The 13,118-nt window shown below is 69.6% G+C and carries 12 protein-coding genes; 9 read left to right on the plus strand and 3 right to left on the minus strand.

The window, feature by feature from the left end; all coding sequences use genetic code 11:
• The first annotated feature begins 33 nt into the window (after positions 1-33).
• From JQS43_RS10305 to JQS43_RS10315, 3 genes are read left to right on the plus strand one after another with little or no spacing between them, the layout of a single operon-like run.
• Positions 34-495 (plus strand): MaoC family dehydratase, encoded by a 462-nt coding sequence (locus tag JQS43_RS10305; RefSeq protein WP_239678844.1) that lies wholly within the window; start codon positions 34-36, stop codon positions 493-495.
• Positions 492-1,409: an amidohydrolase family protein gene (locus tag JQS43_RS10310; RefSeq protein ID WP_420847674.1), complete on the plus strand. Its 918-nt coding sequence runs from the start codon at positions 492-494 to the stop codon at positions 1,407-1,409. Before JQS43_RS10305 ends, JQS43_RS10310 begins: the two co-directional genes overlap by 4 nt.
• 6 nt (positions 1,410-1,415) lie before the next feature.
• Positions 1,416-2,936 carry an acyl-CoA synthetase gene (locus JQS43_RS10315; RefSeq protein ID WP_239678845.1) on the plus strand — a complete coding sequence of 507 codons (1,521 nt, stop codon included), beginning with the start codon at positions 1,416-1,418 and terminating at the stop codon, positions 2,934-2,936.
• Here JQS43_RS10315 and JQS43_RS10320 read toward each other — a convergent pair.
• Positions 2,933-3,823: a PaaX family transcriptional regulator gene (locus tag JQS43_RS10320; RefSeq protein WP_239678846.1), complete on the minus strand. Its 891-nt coding sequence runs from the start codon at positions 3,821-3,823 to the stop codon at positions 2,933-2,935. The genes JQS43_RS10315 and JQS43_RS10320 overlap by 4 nt on opposite strands.
• A gap of 426 nt (positions 3,824-4,249) precedes the next feature.
• Here JQS43_RS10320 and JQS43_RS10325 point away from each other — a divergent pair, with 426 nt between their 5' ends.
• Complete coding sequence (locus tag JQS43_RS10325) at positions 4,250-5,419, plus strand: DDE-type integrase/transposase/recombinase (protein WP_239678289.1); 1,170 nt, start codon at positions 4,250-4,252, stop codon at positions 5,417-5,419.
• A gap of 587 nt (positions 5,420-6,006) precedes the next feature.
• On the opposite strand, the gene JQS43_RS10330 is transcribed toward JQS43_RS10325, so the two are convergent.
• The gene (locus JQS43_RS10330) at positions 6,007-7,116 is read right to left on the minus strand and encodes an erythromycin esterase family protein (protein ID WP_239678847.1); all 1,110 of its coding nucleotides are present in this window, start codon (positions 7,114-7,116) and stop codon (positions 6,007-6,009) included.
• A 265-nt stretch (positions 7,117-7,381) separates the two neighbouring features.
• Between JQS43_RS10330 and JQS43_RS10335 the strand changes: the two genes are divergently transcribed.
• From JQS43_RS10335 to JQS43_RS10355, 5 genes are all read left to right on the plus strand, one after another.
• Complete coding sequence (locus JQS43_RS10335) at positions 7,382-7,987, plus strand: NADPH-dependent FMN reductase (RefSeq protein ID WP_239678848.1); 606 nt, start codon at positions 7,382-7,384, stop codon at positions 7,985-7,987.
• A gap of 117 nt (positions 7,988-8,104) precedes the next feature.
• The gene (locus JQS43_RS10340) at positions 8,105-9,172 is read left to right on the plus strand and encodes an IS30 family transposase (RefSeq protein WP_239678849.1); all 1,068 of its coding nucleotides are present in this window, start codon (positions 8,105-8,107) and stop codon (positions 9,170-9,172) included.
• 117 nt (positions 9,173-9,289) lie between these two features.
• Entirely contained in the window at positions 9,290-10,543 is a 1,254-nt protein-coding gene (locus tag JQS43_RS10345) for a metal-dependent hydrolase family protein (protein ID WP_239678850.1), read from the plus strand.
• Positions 10,540-10,905 carry a nuclear transport factor 2 family protein gene (locus JQS43_RS10350; protein WP_239678851.1) on the plus strand — a complete coding sequence of 122 codons (366 nt, stop codon included), beginning with the start codon at positions 10,540-10,542 and terminating at the stop codon, positions 10,903-10,905. The genes JQS43_RS10345 and JQS43_RS10350 overlap by 4 nt, the downstream gene beginning before the upstream one ends.
• 117 nt (positions 10,906-11,022) lie before the next feature.
• Positions 11,023-11,580, plus strand: coding sequence for a DinB family protein (locus JQS43_RS10355; RefSeq protein WP_239678852.1), 558 nt, complete (start codon positions 11,023-11,025; stop codon positions 11,578-11,580).
• Here JQS43_RS10355 and JQS43_RS10360 read toward each other — a convergent pair.
• Entirely contained in the window at positions 11,501-12,991 is a 1,491-nt protein-coding gene (locus JQS43_RS10360) for an FAD-binding oxidoreductase (protein WP_239678853.1), read from the minus strand. The genes JQS43_RS10355 and JQS43_RS10360 overlap by 80 nt on opposite strands.
• Positions 12,992-13,118 lie beyond the last annotated feature (127 nt).

Here is a 13,118-nt window from a genome sequence, read left to right on the forward strand (position 1 = left end):
TGTACCCAGGTCCATGATCAACGGAGGAGAATAATGGCGGAGCCCAGGGTGGTAGAAGGAGCCGACGGTCTGCGGGCGCTCATCGGTGAGCAGCTCGGCTACACCGATTGGCTGCCGGTGGCCCAGGATCAGGTGGACCGGTTCGCCGACGCCACCGGCGACCATCAGTGGATCCACGTCGACCAGGAACGGGCCAAGACCGGTCCGTTCGGCCAGACGGTCGCGCACGGGTTCCTCACGCTCTCGCTGATCCCGACGGTGCTGCCGCAGCTGCTCGACGTTCGCGGCTTCTCGATGGGCGTCAACTACGGTCTGGACCGGGTGCGGTTCCCGGCACCGGTGCCGGTCGGCAGCCGGCTCCGGGCCACCGCGGTCATCGAGGCCGTTGACGAGCAGGGCGGCGGGGTCCAGACCACGCTCACCGTCACCTTCGAGATCGAAGGGGGCGCCAAGCCGGCGTGCGTAGCCCGGTTCCTGGAACGGCGGTACCCGTGACGGTGGCCGACGCCGCATCTGGACCGGCGACCGGGCTCGCGCTCGACGACCTGGTCGGCATCGATGTGCACACCCACGCGGAGATCTCCGCCGACGGGCACCCGTCGCTCGCCGCCGAGTTGGAGGCAGGCAAGGCGGCCTACTTCGGCACCGACCATGGCCAGGTGACGATCGACGAGATGGCGAGCTACTACCGGCAGCGGCAGCTGGCGGCGGTGGTCTTCACCGTCGACGCGCAGGCCGCCACCGGCCACCCGCCGATCCGCAACGAGGAGGTGGCCCAGAGCTGTGCCCGCCACCCCGATGTGCTGATCCCGTTCGCGAGCCTCGACCCACACCGCGGGCGCGACGCGGTTCGGCAGGCCCGGACGCTGGTCACCGAGTACGGGGTGCGCGGGTTCAAGTTCCACCCGTCGCTACAGGCGTTCTGGCCCAGCGACCGGCTCGCGTACCCGCTCTACGAGGCGATCCAGGAGCTGGGGGTGCCGGCGCTGTTCCACTCCGGGCAGACCGGCATCGGCGCCGGGCTGCCGGGCGGCGGCGGGATCCGGCTGAAGTACTCCAACCCGATGGAGCTCGACGACGTAGCGGTGGACTTCCCGGAGCTGACTATCATCTGCGCCCACCCGTCGGTGCCGTGGCAAGATGAGGCGCTGGCGGTGGCGGGCCACAAGCCCAACGTCTACATCGACCTGTCGGGCTGGTCGCCGAAGTACTTCCCACCGCAGCTGGTCCGGCAGGCCAACTCGATTCTGCGGCACAAGGTGCTCTTCGGCTCGGACTACCCGGCGATCACACCGGATCGTTGGCTGCGTGACTTTGCGCAGCTGGAGATCAAGGAGGAGGTGCGACCGTTGATCCTGAAGGAGAACGCGGTCAAGGTGCTAGGTCTCGACACGTCCGGGCGGGAGTGACCGGCCATGGCTGACCAGGGCGTCGGATCCTGGCCGCGGCGGCGTGCCCGGATCGCACCCGGCGACACCGCCCTGATCTACCAGGGTGAGCCCCGCAGTTTCGGGGAGCTGGCACAGCGGGTCGACCGGCTGCGGCAGCGGCTGGCGGAGTTGGAGGTGGCGCCCGGTGACCGGGTCGCCTACCTCGGGCCCAACCAGCCGGCCTTCGTCGAGGCGATGTTCGCCACCATGGCCGCCGGGGCGGTCTTCGTGCCGCTCAACACCCGGCTCGCCGCGCCGGAGCTGGCACACCTGCTGCGCGACGCGCAGGTACGGGCGTTCATCTGGGCCGAGAGCCACGAACAGACGGCCCAGGCGGTGCTCGAGGCGGCGCCCGTGGAGCTGCGGGTGGTCGCCGGGGCCGGCTCCGAGGCGGCAGGGTATACATTGGAGCAGCTGGTCGAGCAGGGGCAGTCCGGCACGCCGGAGGTCCCGGTCGCGACCGACGACCTCGCGATGATCATGTATACCTCCGGCACCACCGGCCAGCCGCGCGGCGCCACCCTCACCCACGCCAACCTGACCTGGAACGTCTTCAATGTGCTGATCGACGTGGATGTGTCGCAGCGCGAGGTGACGCTGGTCAGCGCGCCGCTGTTCCACACCGCCGCGCTCAACCAGACCTTCCTGCCGACCTTCATCAAGGGCGGCGCCGCGGTCCTGGAGGCGGCGTTCGACCCACAACGCAGCCTGCACCTGATCGCCGAACATCGGATCACCTGGATGTTCGGGGTGCCGGCGATGTTCCAGGCGCTGGCCGCCGCCCCCGGCTGGGACACCGCCGACCTGTCCTCGATCCGAGCGGTGGAGGCCGGGGGAGCGCCGGTCCCCGAAGAGCTGATCCGCACGTACCAGGCCCGGGGTCTGACCTTCATGCAGGGTTACGGCATGACCGAGGCCTCACCCGGGGTGCTGTTCCTGCGGGCCGGCGACAGCCTCCGCAAGGTCGGCTCCGCCGGCACCCCGTGCTTCTTCACCGAGGTCGACCTGATCGACGACGCCGGTGCCACCACGCCCGCCGGCGAGCCGGGCGAGGTCGTGGTGCGAGGCCCGAACGTGATGGTCGGCTACTGGCGCAACGAGGCCGCCACCGCCGCCGTACTCGACCAGGACGGCTGGTTCCGCTCCGGCGACGTCGCGGTCCGCGACGACGAGGGGCACCTGCGCATCGTCGACCGGAAAAAAGACATGTTCATCTCCGGCGGCGAGAACGTCTACCCGGCGGAGGTAGAGAACGCCATCTACGACCATCCGGCGGTCCGCGAGTGCGCGGTCATCGGGGTGCCAGACACCCAATGGGGCGAGGTCGGCCGCGCGTACATCGTGCTCAACGACGGCCACCAGCTGGACCACCCGGAGCTGGCACAGTTCCTCACCGGCCGGCTCGCCCGCTACAAAATTCCGCAGTCGCTGGTGCTGCTGGCGGAGCTGCCCCGCACTGCTAGCGGCAAACTGCAGAAGCAACGGCTCCGCTCGGCGGGCGGCTAGTTGCCGGGGGCCTCGATCAGCTCCCAGAACCGGGCGGTGGCCGGCTCGGCCAGCGCCCGGTAGGTCGCCAGAAAGAGCGCCCTGGCCTCGACCCGCGGAAACGACGACGGCAGGAACTCCCGAGGCAGATCCGGATCGTCGCGTACCAGCGCCCGCCAGTCGTCGACCAGCTCGCTGCGCTGCACCAGCGCCTCGGCCGGGGGCACGCCGCCGGCCGCGGCCCGGTCGGCCAACAGCTGATACCGGTGCAGGAAGGCCTGATAGCTGGCGGCGAGCTCATCGATGCCCCAGACCGACTCCAGCCGGAGCTTGCCCCCGGGCAGCAGCTCCAGATCCTTCGTCCGGAGCACCAACGCATCGTTGATGCCGAGCTCGTTGACCTGCTCGCGGACCGCGTCCACCCGGTCGTGCGGGGTCACCCAGGTGGCGTCGTAAAGCGGCCAGAAGGTCAGCCACCGCAGCCGCGCCCGCAGCAGCCGGCGCTGCTCGCCGTCGTCGAGCGGCAAGGTGAACGCGATCAGGGTCCAGGTGCCGTCCCAGCCACCACCGTCGGTGGTGGCGAAGATCCGCGCGGCGCCGCGCTGCAGGATGTGCCAGGCCTGGACGGTGGGCTCATAGCTGGTCCGCCGGCCCACTTTACTGCGGGAAAGGATGCCGCGCTGAGTGAGCCGGCTCAAGGTGGCGCGGGCATTGGCCGGGGCGGTGCCGAACTCGCCGAGCAGCGTCACCAGCCCACCGGAGGGCAGCGGCGCGTGCCCGGGCTGCCAGTAGTCCCCCAGCATCGTCACCAGCAGCCGGTGCGCCCGGGCGCGACCGACCGCCCGGGGACGCCCGGGCGCACCGGCCGCCGACGGCGGCCCCAGCTCGTCGTCCTCGCCGATCAGCATCGCGGGGACATATGACGAAGTACCGACACGCGGTTAAGTTACTGCATCCTGTAGTTGCCGGTCGTGACCACCCCCACGGCGTCACGGGAGCCCATCCTGCCGGCCGTCCGACCGCACCTGCCCCCACACACACCGCACAGGCCGCGTCTTGACTCGAAATGCCCCGGCCACGACGTACGGTCAGGCGGTTCCTGGCTGGGTACGAGGGGTGAGTTCTACCTGGTCGTAGCCCATCAGCTCGAGCCCTGCCACGAATCACTTACATCGCCGGTCGGGGTTATGCGGCTGAAGGGCGACCTCCCGGCCGAATCTTGTGCGGTTCTTGTCGCAGCTACGACTCTTCAGTCCCATGACATCTGTCGCAGTTTGTGTCCCGATACATGTGTCACCCTGTTCCTGCCGGGCAGCCGGGATGTGCTGCTGGGCATGGCTACTCGGCAGCACATCATGAAGCTGTTGGATGCACAACTCGCCGCGGGCGTGAGGGTCAGCGCGGCCCAGTTCGCACGAGAGCATGGAGTGTCGGCCCGTACGGTCTACCGGCATCGCGCGCGTATCCAGGCCGAGGGAGTCTGGCAGGAGCGGTCACGGCGGCCGCATCACAGTCCCACCACCACCCCCGAAGACCTGGACGCGTGGATCGTCAAGCTCCGAGCCGATCTTGGGGTGGACAACGGAGCGGACTTCATCCGCGACGCGCTGATAAGCATCCACGCCCGAACCAGCCCCACCTGGCAGGTGCCGTCCCGATCAACCATCAACCGGGTGCTCTCCCGGCACGACCTGCTGGTACGCAACCCGGCCAAACGACCGCGTAGCTCCTACCGGCGCTTCAGCTACGCCCGGCCCCGTGACTGCTACCAGATCGATGCCACCGAGACGAAGTTGGCCACCGGCGCCACAGCGGTGATATTCGATGTCCTCGACGACTGCACCCGCACCCTGGTGGCCTGCCACGCCGCGCCAGCCGAGACCAGCAAAGCCGCGGTCGCCGCGATCACCAAAGCCGTGGACGCCTACGGCGCCCCCGCAGTGGTGCTCTCCGACAACGGCGCCGCCTTCACCAGCCGCCTGACCCGCCCAGGCTCCCTGTCCGGCTTCGTCCGCACCCTGCTCAACTGGCGCATCAGGCCGATCAACTCCAGCCCCTACCATCCACAGACCTGCGGCAAAGTCGAGCGCCACCACCAGAGCCTCAAGAAGTGGCTACGCGCCCAGCCCGCACCGGCCACCATCACCGACCTCCAGCAACTGCTGGATCGCTACCGCACCCACTACAACCACCAGCGTCGCCACAGCGCCCTTCCCGGCCGGGCCACCCCCCAGCAGGCCTGGACCAGCGCAGCCAGCCTGGGCGGGCCCGACAGCCCACCCATCCAGACCGACGCCACCCTGCACCGCTGCACCGTCGCCGCCAACGGCAACATCCGAATCGGCCGCCACACCACCAGCGTCGGCATCGCCCGCGCCGGAGGCACCGTCACCGCCGTCCGCAACGGCGACCACGCCACCGTCTACAGCACCGACGGTCAACCCATCGGCTATGTCCACATCGACCCTGCCAAGAGATACGCCGCACTCACCAGAACCGAATGATCAGCTAACCATGACACATGTCCCGGGACATTAACTTGACACATGTCCCGGGACATGACAGTCGCAGCTACGACAACAATCGCACAACCTTGCGGGAGTACGACGGCGATGCGCCGCCACTGCGCGGCAAGATGTCCGCGGCGGCTACGAGACACCGAACGGGCCGCGGCACCCAACGCCCGCCCGTAACGACCCTCGACCCGGCGGTCGCCACCTCATTTTCACGCTACAGGGCGCTCGACACGAGCCCCCCGATTGGTTGGCTGGGGAGGGATCTTGCGTACGGATAAGTCCGACATTCCTGTACGCAAGATCCCTCCCCAGCCAACCAACATGGGCGGGGGTTGCTGCGACGGGCGGAGAGCTGCAGCCGCCCGCACCTCGGCAGCCGCGGCGGCCGCAGCTGAGGGGACTACCGGTTCGTTGCACCGGGCGATCTTGTGTAGTTCTCCCCGCTGGGTCGGCTCATCGGCAACGCGGTCCCACCCCTGCTCGCCGCGGCCGTGGGCCGAGCCATCGTCGATCACGTGACTGCCCGATAGCTCAGGTCCGGCCGGCCGCTCACGGGTATGGCGGCAAGACCGGTCTCAGAGCTCAAGGGGCTCGACCGGGGTGATGGTGGGGGTGAAAGCGATCGCGTCGAAGCTGTCGGCCAGCGACGGGAACTCGTAGTAGTGGTCGTCGTCCCGGGCTGGGTCGTAGCGGCCGGAGATTAGCCGGATCTGCCACCGACGGTCGAGCGCCACGGGCGGGTCAGCCGCAGCGGCAGCGCGCAGGTCGACGACTCGCTCTCCGCCGCCGGCGGTGAGGGTCCCCTCCAGCGAACCAGCCCGAGCCGGCGGAATCTCGTGCCGCGGCGTCCGTCCCGCACCGAAGGTGAGGTGGACCGCCACATACTGGTCACCGAGCGCCTGCCGAAGGTACGAGCCGAGGGTCGGGCCGCCGTGGGCCGCGACGTGGGCGCTGCCCTCCCATAGCACGATCCGGTCACCGCTGGCCTGATGGTGCGCAAGGAGCCTGGTCGCCGCGGCCTGCTCGGCCCGGTCCTGGTCGTAGCCGACCCCGATAGCGTCGGCGTGGAATTCGACGATCAGGTCGAGCAGCCGCACCGCCTCGTCCCGTTCGGCGCCGTCGGGCAGCGCCGCTGTAGCCTCCCGGCCGGCCCGGGCGAGCTCGACGAACGGCGTACCCGGATGGGTGCCGAGGGCGCGCAGCACGTGCTCACCGGTGCTGTGCGCCCTCCGGATCACCTCGAGTGGGCCGCGGGCCGCCGCTGCCGCCGGTGGATCGATGCCGTCGAGCAACTCCAGCACCCGGTCGTAGTCGGCCGGCAACGCTCGCGGGCCCTCGATCCCGAGGAGCCGCACCGGGTCGTTCGGGTGGCGCCGGTTGTGTTCCCGCAGTGCGGTCAGTGTCTGTCGCATCTCGACGACCTGCCACGGCCCCCAGGCTTGGGCGAGCACACTGTCGAGGTCGAGATCGGCGCCGCCGAGGTACTGGTCGTAGAGTTCGCCGACGCGTTGGTTGTCGAGGATCGCGATCGTGCGGAAGCCTCGCTCGACGAGGCGCAAGGTGGTCGCTTCGACCTGCCGGAACAGCTCGTGCGCCTCCCGGGTGCTGGTGCCGAGCCCGACCACGGTGGCGTGCTCGGCGAGGTTGGTGATCAAGTCAGCGGTGCGGGTCGGTTGCGTGGTCATGCCGCCCAGCATCGGGCTTAAACCAATGTTGAAGTCAAGCGCCGCTTCGGAACAAACTCGTAGGCCGGCGCTACTACCGGCGGGTGCGTACGGCCTGAAACTCGCCGTACCTGTCGCCGAAGCTGTACGGCGGGCGAAGCGACCCCGTGGCGTTCGCGATATCGCGGACGGTTAACGCCGCAACTGGCGCAGTGGTGGAGGTCACCTTTCCCGCGTAGTCAGCCGAGTTGACTTCAACATAAGTTGAACCAGGAACCTGCTCGGTATGACTACTTCGACCTCACATCTCGCCGGCCCGGCAACCGTCGCCACCCCGCAGATCGCGGTTATCTCCGCCAGCGTGCGCGCGGACCGGATGTGCCCCTCGATCGCCGACTGGGTCGTCGGCGCGCTGACTCCCGACGCCACCGTGGACCTCATCGACCTGGCCGAGGTCACCTTGCCCGATGACTCGCTGCTCTACCCGGGCGGCGGACCCAAGAGTGAAGTGGCGGGGCGGATCGAGGCGGCTGAGGCGTTCGTCTTCGTCACCCCGGAGTACAACCACAGCTATCCGGCTTCGCTCAAGCGCCTGATCGACTGGCACTACAGCGAATGGGAGCTGAAGCCGGCTACCATCGTGGGCTACGGTGTCTATGGTGGTCACTCGGCGATCGAGCACCTCCGGGGGGTGCTGGCCGAGCTCAGCGTGGTGACGACCCGCCGGGTGCTGGGGCTGAGTCAGCCCTGGGAGCACCTGTCCGAGGACGGCGGCTACACCCCGGACGAGGGTGCCGCGCGCGGCCTGGCAGCCACTGTGGCCGAGCTGATCTGGTGGGCGGAGGTGCTCACCGACGCCCGCACCAACCGCCCCCGCCCCGGCCAATCATGAGCCTTCCCCCACCCGGCCGATCATGAGCTTGTTGACCGACACGCCCCGCTTCGGTTCAACCGGTCCGTGCAAGTGGTTCGTTGACCACGGCATGGACCGGTTGAACGGAGTGGGTGCATGGCTCGGGCGCATGTGTTGACGTTGGGGCACCGGCAGGTGATCGAGAACCTATGGCGGCAGGGATCGACCTTCGAGCGGATCGCGGCAGCGCTCGGGGTGGGATTCTCGTCGGTATGGCGGGAAATCGCACGGTCGCATTCCTCGCGGCATGGAACGAAAAACCCGCTCGGGCCGGTGCGGGGCGGGCTGTACCGGTGGGGCTACACCGCCCAGTGGGCGCAGCGACACGCCGAGAAGCGGCGTGCGCGGCCTAAACCCCGCCGACTGGACCACAAACCGTTGCGTGAGCAAGTCGCTACCTGGCTGCGGCAACGTTGGTCGCCTCAGCAGATCACCCACTCCTTGCGGCGTACCTTCACAGGTATGCCCCAGATGCAGGTCAGCCACGAGACGATCTACAAGTCCATCTATCTGCAGGCGCGGGGAAGTCTGCGGGAGCTGGTCAACGACGCGCTACGTACCGGCCGTAAGCAGCGGCGTTCGCAGTCCCGCGCCGCGCAGGCCGCCCGGGGGGCGATCCGTGGTAAGCCGTGGGTGACCGAGCAGGTGCATATCTCGGCGCGTCCGGCCGAGGCCAACGACCGGGCAGTGCCCGGGCATTGGGAAGGTGACCTGGTCCTGGGCCGTAACAACGCCTCGGCGATGGTGACTCTAGTGGAGCGCACCACCCGGTTTGTGATGCTCGGCGCATTGCCTGTTGACCGCTCCAGCCCGGAGGTATTGACGGTAGTGCGCGGATTGATGGCCCGCCTGCCGCAGCATCTAGTGCGTTCGCTGACCTGGGACCAGGGAAGCGAACTGGCTGGTCATGCCTCCTTCACCCTGGCCACAGGCTGCCCGGTGTTCCTGTGTGATCCGCACTCGCCCTGGCAGCGGGGCACCAACGAAAACACCAACAGGCTGCTGCGTCAGTACTACCCGAGAGGCAAAACCAACTTCTCTGTCGTCAGCCAGGCCGAGATGGACACGGTCGCGGTGTCGCTGAACGGCCGTCCGCGGGAGACCCTGGGATGGGATACTCCCGCGGAGGCCTTGAATCAACTACTCCTTGCACCGACCGCTTGAAACCACCCCGGCGTGTCGGTCAACAAGCTCATGATCGGCGCGAGGTGATCGGCCAAGCGGGGATCGGGGCGAGGTGTGGCGGAGGTGGCGGGCGGCGAGGGTGGCTATCGTGAGCGAGTGGCAGACGAACCTCGGGCCGGCGGCCTCACGATCGTCGACGTGGCGGTCTTCGACGGGGTGTCCGGCGAGCTGACCGACGGTCCGGTGCACATCTCGGACGGTGTGATCACCGCGGTCGGCGGTCGTCCGCACCCCGCCGACCAGGTGATCGACGCGCGGGGCGGCACCGTCATCCCGGGCCTGATCGACGCGCACTTCCACGCGTACGGGGTCGGCCTGGACCTCTTCCGGTTGGAGGCGACGCCCCGCAGCTATGTCGCGTTGGCCGGCGCGCGCCGGCTGAGCGCGGCCCTGTCGCGTGGTTTCACCACGGTGCGGGACGTCGCTGGTGGTGACCCAGGGCTTGCTAGGGCGATCGACGAAGGGTTGGTCGCGTCGCCGCGCTACCTCTACACCGGGCCTGGCCTGTCGCAGACCGGCGGTCACGGCGACGGGCGCCCCGGTGACCTGGAGCTGTGCGCCTGCGGTGGCCAGCTGGCCGAGGTGGTGGACGGCGTGGACAACCTGCGACGGGCGGTGCGCGACCGGTTCCGGCGCGGCGCCCACGCCATCAAGATTATGGCCTCGGGTGGGGTGGTCTCGCCCACCGATCCACTACGGATCCCGCAGTACTCTCCGGAGGAGATCCGGGCCGTCGCCGACGAAGCCGGCCGTCGGGGCAGCTACGTGGCGGCCCACGCGTACTCACCCGAGGCGATCGTGGCGGCGGTCCGCAACGGGGTCCGCACCATCGAGCACGGCAACCTGCTAGACGCTGACGCCGCCCGGAGTATGGCCGAGCACGGCGCCTACCTGGTGCCCACCCTGGTGACCTACGACGCCATGGATCGGCGGGGCCGCGAATTCGGGCTGGCGCCGGTGTCGCAGCAGAAGAACCGCGAGGTGCTCGACGCCGGCCGGCAGGCCATCACGCTGGCGCGGGCGGCGGGGGTGCCGGTCGGGTTCGGCACCGACCTGATGGGGCCGCTGGAGGATGAGCAGCTTGCTGGTTTGCGACTGCAGGTCGAGGTGGACGGAGTGGTGGCGGTGCTGCAATCGGCGACGGCGGTCAACGCCGAGGTCCTGGGCCGCCCTGACCTGGGCCGGGTCCAGGTCGGGGCGGTGGCGGACCTGGTCATTCTTGATGGTGACCCGCTGGCCGATCCGTCGGTGCTGTGGGCCGGCGCCGACCGGCGGACGGTAATCCAGGCCGGGCGGGTGGTGTCACCTGGCCGGCTCGGCGCCGCCAGCGAACGGGGGAGCACGCCATGAGCGATCCAATCGGTACGCCGCCCGGCCCGCCTGAGCGGCCAGTTGAGGTGGCCCGCGCCTTCCTGGATGCGTTGGCCGCGCGCGATGCCGCCACCGCCGCGAGCTTCCTCGCACCGGACGTGACCTTCGAAGGTCCACAGTCGAGACTGCAGGGTCGGGAAGCCGTCCTCGAGGAACTGCGGCAGTTCGCTGAGACGGTTACTGCGGTGACAGTCATCGCAGCGCTCGGCGATGAGGCGGAGGCCATGCTGCTCTACGACGTCGATGCTGGTGAGATCGGCAGGCTACGGGTGGCTGACCACTTCGCCGTGCACGACGGGCGGATAACCGCCAACACGGCGGTCTTCGCCGCGCTCGACTAGCGGTCGCCAGCGCCAGCAACGGTCGGTCTTCGCGCGGTCTGCCGAGTTTCGCAAGTATCCTGCCAAGTCTCGTTCGGGTGGTAGGCGCCGGAGCCGGCTAATCACTACCGTCTAGCTGTGACGATCATTCCCGACCGTAAGAACTGGACCTGGGTGCTGGAGCGGGCCTGTCCCGAGTGCGGCTTCGCCGCCCAGTCGATTCCTCGCGAGCAGATCCCGGCCCGGCTCCGGGCCTGCGCCGACCAGTGGCGGCTGGTGCTGAGCGGCGTGGTCATGACGGGTGGCGCGGCGACCGCGGAAGCGGTGCGGCAGCGGCCCCGCCCTGATGTCTGGTCGCCGCTGGAGTACGGCTGTCACGTCCGGGACGTCTGCCGGCGCTTCAGCGATCGGCTGGCGCAGCTGCTCGCCGAGGAAGCGCCGGTCTTCGCCGACTGGGACCAGGACGCGGCCGCGGTCGCCGGCCGCTACGCCGAGCAGGAGCCGGCGCGAGTCGCCGCCGAGTTGGTGGCCGCAGCGGCCCGGCTCGCCGACGGGTTCGAGGCGGTGACCGGCGAGCAGTGGCGGCGGACCGGGAGCCGCAGCGACGGCGCCCAGTTCACGGTGGAGTCGCTGGGCCGTTACTTCCTCCACGATCCGGTCCACCATCTGCACGATGTCGGGGTGCTCCGGCGGTAGCCGGAATCGACTGGGCGAAGTGGAACACATCGTCCGGGTCGTAACGTGCCTTCACTTCGGTCAGGCGGGGCAGGTTGTCCCCGTAGTATGCCCGTGCCCAGTCGGGCAGGTCGGCGTCGGGGTAGTTCGGGTAGACACCGCCGGCGGCCCACGGGTGGACCGATCGCCAGGAACGCTTTGCCCAGCCGCGGGCGGCGGCGCGGGCGTCGTCGCCGGCTGGGTTCGGCACCATGCCGTGGTGTCCGATCTGGAACAGCTGATTCCGGTGGGTGAACGCGGTCGCCCCCGGGTCGGGCTTGCCGATCATGCCGCCCCACGGGATGAACTCTAGCTCCCGATACTGTGCCGGCCGCCGGTCGGCGGCGAAGTTCGCCAGCAGGGCGGTGATCGCTGGCTCGGGTAGCGCTGTGTCGAAGAACTCCGACTTCACCGCCCGCAGCAGCGGGCGCAGCCCGGCCGGCGGGCCCGGCTGCGGATGTTCCAGCACCGCGGCACCGGCGTAGGAGTGCCGGAGCGGGGCGGCGGCTGGTGACAGTTCGGTGAGTTCGTCTAGCTCGTGACCAGGGGCGGCCGAGGCGAGGAACTCCGCCAGTGCGGCGCGGGCGGCATCGGCGCGACCGAGCGTCGCCCCGAAGAGGGTCACCTTCGGGTCGGCGCTCGGGTCCGCGCTCTGGATCGCCACCTCGGCGTTGAGGTGGTCCGGCGCGTGTGGTGCCCACCGCTGCCAGGCGTCGATCAGCGCCGCGGCATCCGCCCACGGCCAACGGTGGACGAAGCGGCACATCCGCTGCACCGGAAAGGTTCGCAGCACGAGCGCCGTCACCACCCCGAAGCCGGCCCAGCCGGCGCCTCGCAGAGCCCAGAAGAGGTCCGGTTCCCGTTGTTCGTCAACCCAAACGATGTCGCCGTCGGCCAGCACCACCTGCGCCGCGAGCAGCTGGTCGCAGCCCAACCCAAAGCGGCGGCTCAGCACCCCGAACCCGCCGCCCAGCACCGCACCGCCGACCGCTACCAGTGGATTCCAGCCGCATGACACGATCCGGCCCTGCACAGCCAGCCGCTGGGCGAGCGGGCCCAACCGTACGCCGGGGCCGATCGTGGCTGTCTCGCCGGCCAGCGCGACCGTGTCCAACCGCCCGAGGTCGATCAGCAGCCCGTCGGTGGCGCAGTGGTCGGCGAAGCTGTGGCCACCGCTGCGGATGGCGACCGGCAGCCGGTGTTTCCGGGCGAAGGTCACCGCCCGCGCTACGTCCGGCGCCCCGGCGCACCGGACGACCGCCTGCGGCAGCACCTCGGTCAGACCGCCGACGAACGGCCGACGGAGCGAGCTGAACTCGGTGTCGTCGGGGCGGACCAGCGAGCCATCGAGCGTGGTCGCAAGCTCGCGCCACCCGGGGGCTGTCGTCGCCACCCACTGTCCTTTCAGGATTTTAGCGCCGGCGCCGTGGTCGGCGCGGCGGCTGGCGGGGGCCGAACCGGCTCGTGCGCGAGGCTCGGCCCCCACCAGACGTGCTAGGGCAGAATGTAGAGCATGCTGT

Origin of the sequence: Natronosporangium hydrolyticum (assembly GCF_016925615.1) — a bacterium.
In the GTDB taxonomy this organism is placed as follows: Bacteria; Actinomycetota; Actinomycetes; order Mycobacteriales; family Micromonosporaceae; genus Natronosporangium; species Natronosporangium hydrolyticum.